This window comes from Candidatus Liberimonas magnetica (assembly GCA_020523885.1).
GTDB classification, from domain to species: domain Bacteria; phylum Elusimicrobiota; class Endomicrobiia; order Endomicrobiales; family JAFGIL01; genus Liberimonas; species Liberimonas magnetica.
The window spans coordinates 92877-110585 of record JAJAPY010000009.1 but is presented as its reverse complement, the minus strand read 5'-3'; the positions used below and the strand labels follow the sequence as shown (position 1 = coordinate 110585).

Sequence of the window (17709 nt, the reverse complement as noted above, 5' to 3'; positions counted from 1 at the left end):
ATTGTTTTATCCGTGAGCATACTTGCGAATTCACGGTAGAGGGAATGTGCGAAGTATTAGAGGTGAGCCGAAGCGGTTATTACCGCTGGCATAATCGCAAGAAAAGTATTCGGGAAGAAGAAAATGAGCTGTTGTTGAAACAGATAAAAGGGATCTTTGAATTAAGCAGGAAAACGTATGGAAGCCCGAGCATAAAAAGTGCTTTATTTGATGACGGGATAACGGTTGGTAAGAACCGTGTGGCACGGCTGATGCGTAAGAACGCTATACGTGCCAAGACCAAGAAGAAGTATAAGGTGACTACGAATTCCAGGCATAACAGGCCGGTAGCTGATAACCTGTTAAACCAGAATTTTACGGTTACTGTGCCGAACAGAATCTGGGTATCGGACATAACGTATATCTGGACTGATGAAGGCTGGTCGTATCTGGCGACTATTCTGGACTTGTATTCAAGGCGCATAGTAGGTTGGGCGGTAAAAGAACGGCTAACGGATGACTTGGTAATAAAAGCGTTTGAAATGGCATGTATAAACAGGAATCCCATGGCTGGGCTTATATTTCATTCGGATAGAGGCAGCCAGTATGCGAGTTATGAGTTCAGGAAGAGGCTTTCAGCAAGGAGTTTTCTGCAAAGCATGAGCGGAGCTGGTAATTGTTATGACAATGCTTGTGCAGAGTCGTTTTTTCATACGTTAAAGACGGAGTTGGTATATTTTGAGCGTTACAGGACAAGAGAGGAGGCAAAGACGAGCTTGTTTGAGTACATTGAAATGTTCTACAATAGGTTCCGCAGGCATTCTACGCTGGGTTATAAATCCCCTGCCCGGTTTGAAGAACTGCAGGGCCTAACACAAGCAGCCTAACCATTCCTTGTGTCCACTTTTTCGGGGAAAGATCAAACTGATTTTGCTGATCAAGGGTATTTGAGAAAACATATTTTAGATATTGCTCTAGCTGTAAATGTTGAAATATCGAAGTGAATGGGGTATGTCTACACGTCAATAATTTAGAATAAAGATACAATATGTCAAGAAGGGAGAAAACGAATACCGAATTGCATGACTCAGTCCCCTATTTCTTTCGTAAAAGGAGAAAATTCAAATGTCCACATGTAGGTTTATAAAGCGCTGGGATGAATTCAGACCACAAGAAGATATTAATAAGATCCCCCGCAATACAAAGGGTATTTATGCTCTTTTAAAGGAAGATAAGGGACATGGTGTTTACAATGTTGTTTATATTGGTCTTTCTGCTGGGGAAAAAGCAGGGGTGCTCGGCAGGATTAGAAAACATTCTAAGAAGAAACATAAACAATGGACGCACTTCACTATTTTCGAAGTACATGAAAACATATACAAAGATGAAATTCATGAATTGGAAGCTTTATTTAGACAAATATATAGTAAAGACTCAAGGGCAAACAAATTAAATAAGCAACGTCGTTACAAAAAATTTAATAAAATAAGGGTTAAATTAAAAGATTGGAAACTTGTTTGATAATGCGATATTAAAAAGGAATATTTAGACACGATACTTTGTCGCGATTATAGAAAAGTCAATTGTAAGTTAGTGAAGCTAGTTAGATGACACGAGATTCTAAAACCAAGGAGGTTGTTTATGAGTAAATACTGTGACAAAAGGAAATCTGATGGAGGTTTTTGTGGGCAATTAATTTTCAAATGTTTACACTGCGGTGCCGAAGGATGTAAAATTAAGGATTGCCCTAATCAAAATTTTGAAGGTGATAAATGTAAGAAGTGTGGCACTTACGGAAGCATTACTAATCGCACATAAATGCTACATACAGGATAGAATATTAGAAACAAACACGGACATATTACAAACCTTTCAGCAAAGTTAACTTTTGGGATATAATTTAAAATAGGCTTTTAAATAATCTATAAATTGTAATTAAATAAGTGCTGAACTCAAAACTAATGAAAAGGAATAAATGATAGGTGCAATAGCTGGTGATATTATCGGTTCAAAATATGAATTTAATAACATTAAGACTAAAGATTTTCCGCTCTTTAGCCCCGGATGTGACTTTACAGACGATTCAGTATTAACCGTGGCAGTAGCTGATTGTATTATAAATAAGAAACCGTTCGCTAAAAAATTACAGGAGTACTTTATATCATATCCAGGAAGAGGATATGGTGGTAATTTTGCGTCGTGGGCAAGATATGGTGAACCGGAACCTTATTATAGCTGGGGAAATGGGTCTGCCATGAGAGTTAGCCCTGTAGGGTTTGCATATAATTCAATAGAAAAAACATTAGACATGGCAAGAAAAAGTGCAGAAATTACCCATAATCATCCGGAAGGGATTAAAGGAGCCGAAGCAACCGCAGCGGCAATTTTCATTGCAAGGACTGAAAAAAATAAAACTAATATTAAAAATTATATTAAAAAGAAATTTGGCTATGATTTGTCCTCAACCGTTGAAGATATAAGGCCGGATTACACCTTTAATGGATCCTGTCAGGGAACCGTACCTCAGGCTATTATTGCTTTTCTTGATTCAACCGATTTTGAAGACGCTCTTAGAAATGCTGTATCAATTGGAGGGGATAGCGACACATTAGCGTGCATAACAGGTGGTATTGCAGAAGCATATTATGGCTCTGTTCCTGATCATATCAAAGAATGGGTAAAGAAGATATTAGAACCTGATTTATGGAATATTACAGAGAAATTCTATAAAAAGTATAGTGTATTATGACTTTTGATTAAATAAATTCACAGATGATTCTCTGTTATTTATAACACTCGCAGAAAAAAGGAAAATTATGAGAAAATACAAACAAAACATTATTGCTTTAGTTTATGATTTTGACGGGACACTTACCCCAAACTCTATGCAGGAATATACCTTGCTTCCCAAAATAGGTGTTAAGGATGCCCGTAAATTTTGGGATGGCATATATAAAGATTGCGTACATTTGCAAGCTGAAAATACCTTAATGTGGATGAAGAAGATAATAGATCTGGCAAAAAATGAAGGAACACCTATCTCCAAAGAGTATTTCAACAAAATAGGTGGAGATATAACTTACTTTGCTGGAGTTCCGGGCTATTTTGACAACATAAACAAGTATATTGAAAGCAAAGTTAAGGGAAATATGGAAGTAAGGCATTATATAATATCTTCAGGATTGAAGGAGATACTTGATGGAATTTCAATCAGGAATGAGTTTTTCAATGTTTTCGGTTCTGAATATCTGTATGACAAAGAAGGCTATCCAGATTTCCCAAAAGTTGCTATCACAGACACAGTAAAAACACAGTATTTATTCAGAATAAATAAAGGAAAAGAAAAAATAGGCGAAAGCATCAATGAACACACACCTGAAAACGACCGCCCGATACCCTTTAAGAACATGATATACATCGGTGATGGCCTCTCAGATGTCCCTGCCATGAATGTAACCAAGAAGAATGGTGGCTATGCAATAGCAATATATAAACCCGGTGAGCCAAAAGGCAAGAATACTTGCCAGAAATTGCTTGAAGCCGACAGGGTTAATTTTATAGCCCCTGCTGATTACAGAAAAGACAGTATTCTGGTAGATTCAATAAAGGTAATAGTAGATACAATAATACAACAATACGAGATGACCCAATATATCAAAAGACAGAACAACAAATAAATAGGTTTAGGTCTTACATGTTGGTAAATTGTGTCAAAAAGAGGTAGAATAAAATGGATTGCTTCTGTATAATTCGGAGGGTTTTATGTATAAAAAAATATCAGTTTTATTTTTGCTTGTAATATTGGCTGCTTGTGCTAGTACTCCAAAGCAATCAGCTATGCTTAGTCAGGAACTTTCTGGAATGATTCGTAACTGTAGAGCTGCTCATATTGCATTATTAGATGAATATCTTGTTGAGCGTAGAAATAGGATTGACGATTTTATGAAAAACCAATGGATTCCTAAATTCATGGAAAACTTTACTAAAAATAAAGATAAAGATGTGGTGAAAGAACTGAATAAAGCAAAAGATGAAGATGAAAAGTATCAAATTATTCAAGAATTTGGGGAATCTGCCAGCAAACGTATAGAAGAAAGAAGAACCGCTCTTGTTGATGCCTTGAGTGATATAGGAAAAAGTCTAAGAGTAAAAATTGAAGATCACTATGATCAAATGGAAGCAGTGAATGAGACTCTGACGGCACATTTGAGATCAGCTGAAAAGGTAAATGCTACTCGTGATGAACTGTTAAAGACTATTAATATGCCGTTAAATAGGATTATTCCTTTTGATAAACTGAACAAAACCCTAGATAAGATATCGGTTTATGAAGGTAAAATAGAGGATTTAGGAACATTGGTTCAGGATGCAAAGCAAACCTTTGTTCAGGAGGGTAGCAATGGCAAATAGATTTGATGACGCTTCTAAAAAGGCTGCGCAACAGACAGATGAAGAACTTTCACAAGAAATCGCAAAGGTTACAAACCTCTCTCCTGAACGTCTTAATGCCTTATTTCCAATACCAGCTGATAAAGCGAACTTAAAAGAACTTATGGATATTGTTAATAGTGCAACTGATGATAATAACAGACTTAATCAATTGCGTGATAAAATCGAGACTTGCGGAACGGTTGCCTTGAAACTTTTGAAGGCGTATGCCAATCCTTTAGGATAAAAAGTATTTAAATGCAAGGTATATGTAAGATAATATGAGTGAAATCCAGGATGTAGAAAAGCCCAATTATAGGATTGATTTATCAAATGCTCAAATCCTATCTAAGCCCCTGCCACCATTAAAGTTACTAAAGGTAATTGACGAAGATAGCTTTGAAGAAATAGTACATGAATGGGCTTTTGGGTATTTAAAAACAAAATATGAGAAAGTATATCATCTGGGTGGGTCAGGGGACAAAGGTAGAGACATAGCAGCTTATTCAGACTATAAGAACGATATTTGGGATAATTACCAATGCAAGCACTATGACCGCAAACTTGGTTTACCTGATATTTTGCTCGAGATAGGCAAGCTTTGTTATTATTGTTTCAATAAAGAACTGACTATTCCAAATAAATATTATTTTGTTTCGCCATTAGGTGTAGGAACAAAAGCTCACGATTTACTAAAAAAACCAGAAGGTCTTAAACAGACATTAATAAATGATTGGGACAAAAATTGTAAGAATAAAATTAAGACAGATAAAAAAATAGATTTGGATAAGAACTTTAGACAATATATTGATAATTTCAGCTTTAGTATATTTGATTACATTGAACCTTTAGAATTTGTTGAACAGTATAAAACGACTTGCTACTTTACCTCTCGCTTTGGTGGATTTGCCAAAACACGCCCCCTGCCGCAACCAGCGCCTCAAGAAATTCAGGATATAGAATCTGTTTATATCAGAAAAATATTGGAAGCATATAGTGAATATCTGAAGCAAGATATTGAAAATACTAAAAAATTAGATGCTTATCCTGATTTGAAAAATAACTTCAATAGGCAAAGGGAATATTTTTTCTGTGCAGAGTCTTTAAAAGCATTTTCAAGGGATATCAATGACCCTGATTTCAAGCATTTTGAAAACTTAAAGAATGAAATATACTCAGGGATTATAAATACTATAGAAGAAGACGCTGAGAATGGATTTGTAAGGCTAAAAAAAGTATTAGACCGTGCAGATGCATTACAAATAACTAACAATCCACTAATGAGTGAAGTTAAATTAGATGACAGAAAGGGCATTTGTCATCATTTAGCCAATGAGAGAGATGATATAAAATGGAAGAAATAAAGGCACCATTATTTTTCAATTCACCCTTAGAAACAGGGTTAAGACTACTATATATATTTAAAAATAGCAAAAAACGATTTATAGACTTACAGAGACTAATTTATTATCATTATATTTTAGTTCATTCATCTGATATACCGGATGCTCCCTTCGAAAGTTTGCACCCTGAAATGCCAAACAGGTCATGTGAAATTGTAATAGGCAGAAAAATTATTCAAAAAGGAATTGATATTCTCCTTTCAAAAGGTTTAATTTGTGTTAAATATTCAAAAACTGGAATCAAGTATAATTCCAATACAAATACATCACTTTTTCTAAGCAATTTAAATGCTAACTACTCAAAAGAACTTGATAAAAGGGCAAGATGGATTTGTGAGGTATTTGACTCTATGCAAGATCATAAGTTAAATGCGTTTATGCAGGGCAATCTTGGTAAGTGGGGTGCTGAATTTTCGCGTGAATTTCACCTAGTGGGGGATTTAAACAATGCATAAAGGCTTTTATTTTAAAGAATTACGGGTTGTTGGTAAAAATGTGAAACCTGCAAAACTATCATTTAATAAGGGCTTAAATGTTCTTCAAGGTGCATCTGACACAGGAAAATCTTATGTATTCACTTGTATTAACTATGTTCTTGGTAGTAATAAAGAGCCTAATAAAATAAAAGAAGCGGAAGGGTATGATGAAATCAGGTTGAATTTGTGTACCTATGATAATAGGGATTTTACAATTTCTAGAAAGTTTGGAGATTCAAAAATTTATGTAGCTCAGACTGTCATTGATAATTTTGACAAAGTGAGTACAAACAAATTAAATTCAATACATAGCTCAAAGTCTGATGATAATATATCTTATTTCCTATTAAGTTTAATTGGCTTGGAAGGAAAAAAAATGAGCGTAAACGCTAGGAATGAGAAAAGAATTATAAGTTTTCGAGATATCGCAAACCTTTGTCTTATTAATGAAGAATTGATAATTTCTACAATTTCTCCCATTTATTCGGGACAAGTTATTAATAAAACTGTAGAAGAATCTGTTTTTAAGCTTATTTTGTCTGGTAAAGATGACGATGAATTAGAATCTCTTGAAGACCCTAAGATTTATAAAAATAAAATTAAAGGTAAAATTGAATTTATTGAAGAATCAATCGTTAGTAAAAGTAAAATACTAGATGAATTAAGTAAGCGTCTTCAAGACTTGGAATTAGAAAATATAAACTTAATGATTGATGAATTTACCAAACTAATAAATGAGTCTCATAATAATGTAATAGAAGAAGAAAAGAAAAGAGCAGATGTATGGAAAGAAATTGAATCGTTAAAAAGTCAGATTACACAGATAGATGAGTTGGAGAAAAGGTTCAATTTATTAAGTAAGCACTACAAGAGCGATGTGGATAGGCTTGAATTTATTAATGAGGGCAAACAATTTATTGACCAGCTTCAAGATATTAGTTGCCCTATCTGTGGTTCTCAAATAAAGCAAGATGTTCTTGATAAGTATGAAAAGAATAATACAGATAGTATAATAAAATCTTTAGTGTCCGAATCAAATAATATTAAACTGAAGCAAAAGGAGCTCATTGATACTTTAGAACAGCTTAATAATCAAAAAGATGAACTCGGTAAGCAACTGAAATCCAGGATAATTGAATATCATGCAATAGATAAGTATATAATCAATAAACTGAATCCTATTTCAAAAATAAACAGAAAAAAACTTGAGGAGTATTTAAATCTTAAAGAAGATAAGTCTAGGGTAATGGTTTTAAACGAAGAGATTAATCAACTTACAAGGGATAAAAAATATTATAGTGCAAAGCTTGAAGAAAAAGTTAAGAAGATACCAGGAAGATCTGTTCCAAATGAGCTTTACGACCTATTTTCTGATGATATAAAAAAATATCTTGCAGAATGGGGGCTTCATTGCAATAAAGTTTATTTTGATAAAACTGAAAATGATATTGAAATTGATGATAAACCAAGAAGTCATTGCGGAAAAGGGTTTAGAGCTATATACCAATCAGCCTTTATGGTAGGCCTAATGGATTATTGTTTGACTAATAATAAATTTCACCCTTTTTTCCTTGTGTTAGATTCCCCATTAACAACTTATAAAGAACAGGATAAAGACAACATCCCAAAAGACGACAAAGTTCCTCAGAATATTCAAGAATTATTTTACAAAAGTTTATCAAAATATGGTAAAGATAGTGATTTCCAAATATTTATATTAGAGAACAAAGACCCTGAACTTAAAATAAAAAAATTAATTACTTATGAGCATTTTTCAAAGAATGAAAATGTAGATAGATACGGGTTTTTCCCTTTAAGAGAACAATCTAAGGAATCAGAAAATGAGTAACTTTCAAGAAAAAATAACGTTCATATGGGATTTGGCCGACCTGTTGAGGGGCGATTTTAAGAGGAATGAATATCAGAAAGTGATATTGCCTTTCACTGTGCTCAAAAGGTTTGACTGTGTGTTAAGTGATAGCAAAAAGGCTGTGCTGGAGGCTTATAACAAGTATAAAGATAAATTTGAGAACTTAGAACATGTTTTAAGGTCTGCTTCAAAGAACAAGAAGGGTGAGACTTTGGGGTTTTATAATTACTCAAAGTATGATTTTAAGACACTTCTGGAAGATCCTGAACATATAGAGCAAAATTTACTGCATTATATGGATAGTTTTAGTAAAAATGTTCAGGATATTTTTGATAATTTTGGAATTAAAGAGCATATTAAGCAGCTTGCCAAATCTGATATTCTGTATCTTTTAATAAAGAAATTTTCAGACTCAAAAGTAGATTTACACCCTGATCAAGTTTCCAATCATGAAATGGGCACTATTTTTGAGGAATTAGTAAGAAAGTTTTCAGAACAATCAAATGAGGAAGCCGGAGACCACTTTACACCCAGGGAAGTTGTAAGCCTGATGACCCACCTGATGTTTGAAAACAGTGAAGTTGATATAAAAAAGAAGAATATTATAAAAACTGTTTATGACCCTGCCTGCGGTACTGGAGGGATGCTTACTGGCTCTAAGGATTATATTACAAGCATAAACAAGGCTGTTGAGGTAGTTCTTTTCGGTCAGGAATTACAACCGGAAATTTACGCTATTTGCAAGGCCGATATGCTTATGAAGGGTGAGAATTCTGATAATATTAAGGGACCTTTGAGCACACTTTCAAAAGACCAGTTTTCTGATATGAAGTTTGATTTTATAATTTCAAATCCGCCTTATGGCACGAAATGGGAAAAGGATGAGGAAGCTGTTAATAAAGAGGCAGAGAAAGGATTTGATGGAAGATTTGGCGCAGGAGTTCCCAGGATCAATGACGGTCAGTTGCTATTTATTCAGAACATGATATCAAAGATGAAAAAGGAAGAGAGATCAAGAATAGCGGCCATTACAAATGGTTCTCCATTGTTTACGGGTGATGCAGGCCAGGGGGAAAGTGATATTCGAAAATGGATAATTGAAAATGACATGCTTGAAGCGATTATCGCTCTCCCTAATCAGTTATTTTACAATACTGGCATAAATACCTATATTTGGGTTATGACAAATGACAAACCTACTCAGAGAGTTGACAAGATACAGCTTATTAATGCGACTTCCTATTTCCATAAAATGAGAAAAAGCCTAGGCAACAAAAGGAACGAACTCTCCCCTGAACATATACAGAAAATAGTAGAACTATATAATGGATTTGAGGAAAATGAATTCTGCAAGATATTTGCGAAAGAAGAATTTGGATATACAAAGGTTATAGTAGAGCGACCTTTGCAACTTAATTATCAGGTCAACGAAGAAAGGCTTGAAAATCTTTATGCTGTAGGTGCTTTTTCAGGATTGGCCGAAAGTAATAGCAAAAATCCAATAAATAAATTAGACGAAGAGGTGCAAGGGAAGCAGAGACAGGATAAAATTATTAAAGCTTTGAAGAACATCGGCAATCGCTTATATAGGAATTGGAAAGCATTTGAAAAAGAAGTCAGTAAGGCATTGAAAGGATTTGATTTAAAGCCAACATTCATCAAATCAATAATATTAGCTTTGTCTGAACACGACGAAACAGCAGATTATGTTCTTGATGTAAAGAGTAAGTATCAGCCTGATAGCAATTTAAGGGACTCTGAAAAAATAACTTTAGGACAGAATATAGATAAGTATTTTGAGAGGGAAGTAAAACCATACTATCATGATGCGTGGATGGATAGAACCAAGGACAAAATTGGTTATGAATTAAACTTTACCAAGTATTTCTACAAATACGAGCCACCAAGAGGGCTTGAAGCTATAAAAAAAGATATTGATAAGGTGACAGTTGAAATACAAACGCTTCTTAAAGAGGAATTCTAAAATGAGGTTTCAGCCTTACCAAAAATATAATAACTCCGGTATTAAATGGATAGGTAAGATCCCTGAACATTGGGAAGTCAAGAAGATAAAATTCTTCACTACTGAAAAGCGTAATAAAACAACAGAAGCGGATGAATCCAGTCATTTCATCGGACTAGAAAATATAGAATCTATGAGTGGAAAACTAATTTCCTATAATTCAATAGAAAATATAGAAGGTGAATCATTAAAATTTAAGAAAGGTTATGTTTTGTTTTGCAAATTGAGACCTTATTTAGCCAAGGTGATTGTTTGTGATACGGATGGTTTCTGCACATCTGAATTAATCATTTATGAATGCGATGAAAAAACCAATCCGATATTTTTTAAATATAGATTATTATCAAGTGGGTATATCGATTACGTAAATTCTTTAACAGATGGTGTAAAAATGCCTAGAGCAGATTCCATCCAATTAAGTAATATCAAATTACCACTACCGCCAAAACAAGAACAAATTCAAATCGCTGTATATCTCGATAAAACAACAGATAAAATTGACAAGACTATTGAGACAGACGCAAAACTTATTGATCTCTTGAAAGAAAAAAGAGTTTCTCTAATAAATAGTGCTGTAACAAAAGGGCTGAATTCCAAAGCAAAGCTCAAGGCTTCTGGTATTGAATGGATTGGTAAGATTCCTGAGCATTGGGAAGTTAGGAAAATAAATAAGCTTTCATATGTTAGAAGAGGGGCGTCTCCCAGACCTATAGATGAGCCGAAGTATTTTGATGAAAACGGTGAATATGGTTGGGTTAGAATAGAGGATGTGACTGCAAGTAGCAGATATCTTACACAAACTTATGAGAAATTATCAGTTCTAGGAAAATCCTTGAGCGTTCCCTTAAAACCTGGAGAAATATTTATTTCAATTGCAGGTAGCGTTGGGAAGCCAATAATTACAAAAATGAAATGTTGTATTCATGATGGATTTGTTTATTTTCAAAGATTAAAGTTATTTCCTGATTATTTGTTTTGGGTATTTATCGGAGGTGAACCTTATAAGGGGCTTGGAAAACTTGGCACACAGCTTAATTTAAACACGGATACAATAGGAAACATAAAAATACCTTATCCGCCCAAATCCGAACAAATCCAAATAGTAGACTATTTAGACAAGACAACCTCAAAAATTGATAAAACTATTAATAAAATCGAAAATAAAATTAGTCTGCTCGAAGAATATAAAAAATCCCTTATCCATCATGCAGTAACTGGGAAAATAGATATAAGGAAGGTGGCCTAATGGAAACAAATTTAGAAAAAGAATATAAAAGGGTAAAGAAAAATGAAGGGGAGGATAGTTATGCCCCACCAATACATATTTCAAAAATTATCAATGAAATTGAAGAAGGGAATTGGGTTATTCCAGAATTTCAAAGAGACTTTGTTTGGGGAGCAGATAAGTTTACACTTTTATTTGACAGTATTTATAGAGGCTATACTATAGGGAATCTACTGTTATGGAAGACTGATGAAAAACTAGCCCATAGGAGAGTCGGAGAAAAAGAGACTATCCCTTTAGAAGATGTAAGAAGTTCGGGTTATACTTATATTTTAGATGGACAGCAAAGAGTTACTACTCTATACGGGGTTCTTAAAGGTAAGCCACTTTACAGATTTGGAAAAAAGAATGCTAAATTGTATAAGATTTATTTTGACATAGAAAACGACGAATTTGTTACCGAAAATCAAAAACTTAAAGAGTTTCAGGATAAAAGTATTAGAAAACTAATTAGTGAAGATAATTTTGATAAATTTAGGTTTATTGACATGAGTCATCTATATAATGAAGATTTAAACTTCCCTAAAAACTTGATTGATAAAGAGAGAGAAAAGATAGATAATGAATTTGATAAAGAAATGATTTCCAAAACAGAATATCAAAGAAGAAGAGAGTACTTAAAAAGCAAAGAAAAACCTTTAGAAAATTTTAAAGAAATAATAAAATCCTATAAAATACATCAAATCCTGACATCTGAGGATTTGGATAAAGTAGTTACAGTATTCGAGAGAATTAATACGCAAAATGTTAAGCTTGATATTTTTGATATAATGGTCGCAAAAACTTATGAGAATGTGCTATTTAATGATAAAACATATACCTTCAATCTTGGTAAAGCCATATTAAAGGTAAAGTATAAGAATGAACTTAACCCATTAAAATTATCTCCTGAGGAGACTCTTCCTGATGATGAAAACCTTTATTACAACATTGATTCTACCACACTATTAAGAATTATCTCAGTATTTATAAATAGCGATAACAAAGTAGGATTACAAAAAGAAGACATTTATAAATTGAAGGCTCAATCCATTCAAGATAAATTATTAGGGGTAAGAAGTGTATTGGAGAATATAAACAACTATTTTAAGAATCAAGTCAATCTTAATGCTATCGATGTAGATTTTACAGACAATAAGATACTTTCTTTTTTAGCCTATATATTTTCAAAAGAGAAATACTCCAAAGCAGATTTAGATGTTTTGAATAAATGGTTTTGGAATACAATGGTTTTTAATCGATTTCCTGGTGCTCAACTACAGAGAATTGAGGCTGACTTAAAAGAATATTCATCTGGAAAAGATAAATTTCTTCAACATATTAAAAGAGACAGAAATCTATCAATATTAAATGAAGATTTACAAATAGATAAAAGTAAACTAATCGATACTGGTTATGACAATCAAAATTATTTGTATAAATCAGTAATCTTGCTGTTAAACTCACTAAAACCAAAAGATTTTAACGGAAAAACTGAAATAAATCTAGTAGAATACATAGGGACTAGTACAAAAAACAATAAACACCATATAATCCCATATAATTCTAAATTAGCTAAGGTGATCAGAGAGAAATACAAAAATGATAAAGTTGCTAATGCTATAATAAATAATATTGCGAATATCTGTATTATTAGCAGTGAAATAAATCAGGAGATTAAGAAAAAAGATCCCAAGGAGTATTTTAAATTATATGAGAACATACCAGATTTTAAATCTATTCTAAAGGATCATTTGATAGACGAAGAAATGTATAATGATCTAAAAAATGATAGATTCGAACCATTCTTAATTAAGAGAACTCAGAAAATATTAAATCTTATAAACAAAAACTGCTGCATTAATGAGGAAGTAATAGTGTTTGATGAAACAGAGGAACGAGAAAATGCCTAACACAGATACTTCGGAAAAGTCATTTCAGAATCAGATAATTGCCCATTTGTGCTCTACTGGCTATAAAAAAAGGAGTATGTGTAACTACAATAAATCTTCCTGCCTTGACCCTGAGTTGGCAATTAAGTTCATTCAAGATACACAACCAAAAGAATGGTCTAAATTCTGTAAATTGTATGGAGAACAGTCTGAACAGAAATTTCTTTTCAGGCTATTGAAGGAAATTGAGAACAAGGGAACAATATACATTTTAAGGAATGGTTTCAAGGATGTCGGCTGTAATTTTCAACTCTTTTATCCAAAGCCTAATAATAATAAAAACCCCGATTTATTTGAAAAACATGAAAAGAACATATTTTCTGTAATAGATGAATTGGAGTATGAGCAGCGAGATGCAGGTAATAGAATTGATCTTGTTTTGTTCATCAATGGCGTGCCCATAATTACAATAGAGCTCAAAGACACTTTTACGCAGGGTGTAGAGAAGGCAATCTCCCAGTATAAACAAGACAGGAATCCAAAAGAACCTATTTTCAACAGGTGTCTGGTTCATTTTGCTATGAGCGATGAAAAAATATACATGGCAACAAAGTTGGAAGGCCATACAACCAAGTTTTTGCCATTTAATAAAGGTCTTGAAAATCCTGCTATTCAGAACGATTATAAAACGTCTTATTTATACAATGATATTTTTCAGATAAACAAGCTGTCTAGGCTTATCTCAAGCTTCATTTTTATGGAGAAGAATGAAGAGTCTGGACAGGAATATCCTATTTTCCCGAGATTCCACCAGCTTGACTGTGTAAACCTTTTATTGAATCAATGTTTTCCAGGAAATAACTATCTTATTCAGCATAGTGCTGGAAGCGGCAAGACAAAAACCATTGCATGGCTTGCACATGGCTTAATGAATAAATTTGACAAGATGGATGAAAGAATTTACAACATGATAATTGTTGTTTCAGACAGAAAAATAATTGACAAACAATTACAAAACCAGGTTCAGGCTTTTGAGAAAACAAGAGGTGTTGTAGAGAGAATTGATAAAGACTCAAAGCAATTGCAGGAAGCTCTTGTACATGGAAGCAATATTGTGGTTACAACAATTCAGAAGTTCCCATTTGTTTTAAAGGAACTAGGAGATTTAAAGAATAGAAATTATGCTGTGATAATAGATGAAGCTCATTCATCGCAAACAGGAACTACAGCCAGAAAGATGAAACAGGTATTATCTGCCAAAAGTCTTGATGAAGCAGAGCTAATTGATGCAGAAGACCTTGATGATTTTGAAGAAGAGATATTAAGAGATTTAGAATCTTCAAGAAATTTGAAAAATGTCAGCTTTTTTGCATTCACGGCAACTCCGAAGAACAAAACTCTTGAAATGTTTGGAATAAAAGATAAGCATGACAATTATTATCCTTTCCATTTGTATTCTATGAAACAAGCAATAGATGAGGGCTTTATTTTAGACATCTTAAAGAATTATGTTGACTATGACACTTATTTTAAGCTTATTAAAAAGATTGAAGAGGATCCTGAATTTGAAGAAAAGAAAACGAAAAGATTGTTAAGGTCTTTTGTGGAAAAGCATCCTGTTGCCATTGATAGAAAAACAGATATAATGCTTACGCATTTTATGAGTTCTACAATCAATAAAATAAACGGCAAAGCAAGGGCTATGGTAGTGACAAGGTCAAGACTTCATGCAGTTCTTTACAAAAAAGCTTTTGACAAGCAGATAAAGGCAGGTGGATACCCAATCAAGACACTTGTAGCGTTTACAGGTGTTGTAAAGCATGACGAGCAAGATTATACCGAAAAATCAATGAATAACTTAGGCCCTAAGCAGTCTATTCAAGACGCATTTGGAAAGAATCCCTATAGGATATTAATTGTAGCTAGTAAGTTTCAGACTGGTTTTGATGAGCCGCTGCTTCATACAATGTATATAGACAAGCAATTAAATGGGATAACTGCTGTTCAGACCTTAAGCAGGGCTAATAGAATATATCCTTTTAAAAAAGATACTTTGATAATTGATTTTGCCAACAAGCCAGATGTTATTCAGAAGGCTTTTCAGCCTTATTATGAATCTACTTATTTGGAGGGCGGGACTGATCCTCATAAGTTATATGAACTTGAACAAAAGCTTTACGAATTAAGGATTTTTAATAAAGATGAGGTAGAAAGCTTTGTCAAAAGCTATAAAAAGAAAGAATCTCAGGCAGTTTTGCATTATATATTGAGCCCGATTGTTATGGAATTTTCTAAAAGAAGCAAGCCTGAACAGGTTGAATTCAAGAAAACTATTAGAAGGTATCAGAATATATACTCTTTTCTATCGCAATTGATTCCCTTTACTGATATCAATCTTGAGAAACTGTATATCTTTAATAAATTCCTTTCAAAGAAGCTCCCTACGATAAATAATCCTTTGCCTTATAATGTTCTTGATGATGTAGATATGGAATCTTATAAGATTGTAGATAAAGGTAAAAAAGAAATAGGTCTTACCGCAGGCGAAAGTCTTAAACCAATGTCAGAAGAAGCGGGTAGATACTCCGCAGAAGCTAGCAAAAAGCTTTCTACAATATTGAAAGATTTAAATGAAGCCTTTGGAACAGATTTTAATGGTGATGACAAGATATTTTTAACAAGAGTTAAAGACAATCTTTTGGATAACAGTGACCTTACAAATAAGATCGAGAATAATTCAAAACAAAATGTCCGCGCTGTATTTGATAAATATTTTGAAGATGAAATGTCCAAGCTCCTAAACAGCAATATGAAATTTTACAAGAAGTTAGTAGAGAATGACAAACTAAGAGAAAAATTAAAATATGCCTTGTTTGAATTGATTTACAAAGAATACAATAAAAAAAATGAAACACAGTCGGACAATAGAATATCGTAAATATACACGTTCCTTAAGAGAAATGAGGTTTTATGAACCAAAGAGATAAAATGCGTGAATTATATATGCAGTTACATGGGAATAAAGATCTAATTATCGATGCATATGCAAAAGCTGAAAGTGAAGGGGAAGTTCAGCGTAAAAGAAATATGAAAAAATATGGTCCAAAGGCTTATGCGAAACTATTATTTTCTGATGGTTTGAGAAAACACTGGATTTTGAAATAGGTGAAGGCGTAAGGAAATAATGTATCTATAAATAGATTAGAAGCATAGAAAAGGTCTGAAAACAATGAATCCAGATTATGGCTTATATCATAAACGATTAGGGATAACAAAAGAAAAATCTATTTATTTTTATGATTTTAGGATGTATAACCTAGATATATTAGGAAAAGCAAGCTATACATCGCTGGTTGACTATTATCATGAGATTATGTATGCGGCTTCATTTGATTTTGATGATATTATCTTAGGCAAAATATTGTCTTATGCAGATCGGATAGTAGCTGAGAAAATAAGAAATGAAATTCTTAAAGATCCTGCTACTAGGCGAAGGCTAGATTTCAATTTTGAGATATTAGTGCCGCAGATAGAAACAAAACTTGGAGAAGAAATTGTTGTTGCTCAGGAAAAGTTTGTCCCTTTTATCATAACAAAAGTTAATTAAATTAGTCTATATAATCTGTAATAAATTACATATAAGATGTTGTAAGGAGTTGTTCTATTACATAACGTCTAATTAAAGACTATAAGTATGAAAATAATATGTTCCAGTTGTAAGAAAACCATTGGTGAAATAGCTCCATTTAAGGATTCTTCTGAGACTCAAGCTAAATGTAATGACTGCATTGCTAAGGAAAGAGAAGCCCTTTCTCGATTTAAAGCTGTATCTAATCCTAAGGATGAGGAAGAAGTCGTATTGAAGAATGGCCTTAAGGGTAGAGTCTGGGCTGCTAAGAACAAGAAGGAGTTTCTTTCTGCTTGGGAATTAGGGATTTCAGGAAAGAAGTTCTTCTGCTCAGACCAATACAGAGAGGAGTTTCAAAAACATATTGAAAGCATAAAAGATGAACAATTTGATATTTCATTTTTTCATTCAATTACAGCCACTATTAACTCTGAACTTAGAAAGAGAAATATAAAAGAAGTTCACTTAAAGGCAAAAAATAAAAAGGACGATGCTGTTTACTATAACTGCACCGTAAAGGTTAATAAGCGGCTTGCTCAGTCTATTTATGATTGGATGGCAGATCGCTTTAACAAGTTCATCAAAATACTCTCTGAGTCTGAGGAAAAGAAAATTCAGAATATCCAGAAATAAGTAAGTCTGTACAGACGGCTTAAGAATTTGTAGATAAAAAGTCATTTATTGACACTATAGATACAATATGGACTTAAAATGTGGAAAATACTCTAATACCGAATTGCCTAACA

The 17709-nt window shown here is 33.1% G+C and carries 16 protein-coding genes; all 16 read left to right on the top strand.

All coding sequences use genetic code 11. From position 1 onward, the window contains the following. A partial coding sequence (locus tag LHV68_08830; protein MCB4791978.1) for an IS3 family transposase occupies positions 1 to 866 on the top strand: 866 nt, incomplete at its 5' end. Between the two features lie 238 nt (positions 867 to 1104). Continuing rightward, positions 1105 to 1500: a GIY-YIG nuclease family protein gene (locus LHV68_08825; GenBank protein ID MCB4791977.1), complete on the top strand. Its 396-nt coding sequence runs from the start codon at positions 1105 to 1107 to the stop codon at positions 1498 to 1500. 454 nt (positions 1501 to 1954) lie between these two features. After that, positions 1955 to 2728, top strand: coding sequence for an ADP-ribosylglycohydrolase family protein (locus LHV68_08820; GenBank protein MCB4791976.1), 774 nt, complete (start codon positions 1955 to 1957; stop codon positions 2726 to 2728). A 67-nt stretch (positions 2729 to 2795) separates the two neighbouring features. Further along, positions 2796 to 3656: a haloacid dehalogenase-like hydrolase gene (locus LHV68_08815; protein MCB4791975.1), complete on the top strand. Its 861-nt coding sequence runs from the start codon at positions 2796 to 2798 to the stop codon at positions 3654 to 3656. 85 nt (positions 3657 to 3741) lie between these two features. Beyond that, positions 3742 to 4389, top strand: a complete 648-nt coding sequence (locus LHV68_08810; GenBank protein MCB4791974.1) for a hypothetical protein — start codon at positions 3742 to 3744, stop codon at positions 4387 to 4389. Further along, entirely contained in the window at positions 4379 to 4654 is a 276-nt protein-coding gene (locus LHV68_08805) for a hypothetical protein (GenBank protein ID MCB4791973.1), read from the top strand. Before LHV68_08810 ends, LHV68_08805 begins: the two co-directional genes overlap by 11 nt. Before the next feature lie 34 nt (positions 4655 to 4688). Further along, a complete protein-coding gene (locus LHV68_08800; protein MCB4791972.1) occupies positions 4689 to 5771 on the top strand; it encodes a restriction endonuclease in 1083 nt (360 codons plus the stop codon). After that, on the top strand, positions 5759 to 6265 hold the full coding sequence (locus LHV68_08795) for a hypothetical protein (GenBank protein ID MCB4791971.1): 507 nt from the start codon (positions 5759 to 5761) through the stop codon (positions 6263 to 6265). The genes LHV68_08800 and LHV68_08795 overlap by 13 nt, the downstream gene beginning before the upstream one ends. Then, on the top strand, positions 6258 to 8135 hold the full coding sequence (locus tag LHV68_08790; GenBank protein MCB4791970.1) for a hypothetical protein: 1878 nt from the start codon (positions 6258 to 6260) through the stop codon (positions 8133 to 8135). Before LHV68_08795 ends, LHV68_08790 begins: the two co-directional genes overlap by 8 nt. After that, the gene (locus tag LHV68_08785; GenBank protein ID MCB4791969.1) at positions 8128 to 10140 is read left to right on the top strand and encodes a type I restriction-modification system subunit M; all 2013 of its coding nucleotides are present in this window, start codon (positions 8128 to 8130) and stop codon (positions 10138 to 10140) included. Before LHV68_08790 ends, LHV68_08785 begins: the two co-directional genes overlap by 8 nt. 1 nt (position 10141) lies before the next feature. After that, positions 10142 to 11425 carry a restriction endonuclease subunit S gene (locus LHV68_08780; GenBank protein ID MCB4791968.1) on the top strand — a complete coding sequence of 428 codons (1284 nt, stop codon included), beginning with the start codon at positions 10142 to 10144 and terminating at the stop codon, positions 11423 to 11425. Next, complete coding sequence (locus LHV68_08775) at positions 11425 to 13356, top strand: DUF262 domain-containing protein (protein MCB4791967.1); 1932 nt, start codon at positions 11425 to 11427, stop codon at positions 13354 to 13356. The genes LHV68_08780 and LHV68_08775 overlap by 1 nt, the downstream gene beginning before the upstream one ends. After that, positions 13349 to 16273 (top strand): DEAD/DEAH box helicase family protein, encoded by a 2925-nt coding sequence (locus LHV68_08770; GenBank protein MCB4791966.1) that lies wholly within the window; start codon positions 13349 to 13351, stop codon positions 16271 to 16273. Before LHV68_08775 ends, LHV68_08770 begins: the two co-directional genes overlap by 8 nt. A 32-nt stretch (positions 16274 to 16305) precedes the next feature. After that, complete coding sequence (locus tag LHV68_08765; protein ID MCB4791965.1) at positions 16306 to 16500, top strand: hypothetical protein; 195 nt, start codon at positions 16306 to 16308, stop codon at positions 16498 to 16500. A 64-nt stretch (positions 16501 to 16564) separates the two neighbouring features. Further along, positions 16565 to 16942 (top strand): hypothetical protein, encoded by a 378-nt coding sequence (locus tag LHV68_08760; GenBank protein MCB4791964.1) that lies wholly within the window; start codon positions 16565 to 16567, stop codon positions 16940 to 16942. Positions 16943 to 17029: 87 nt separating this feature from the next. Then, entirely contained in the window at positions 17030 to 17596 is a 567-nt protein-coding gene (locus tag LHV68_08755) for a hypothetical protein (GenBank protein MCB4791963.1), read from the top strand. Positions 17597 to 17709 lie beyond the last annotated feature (113 nt).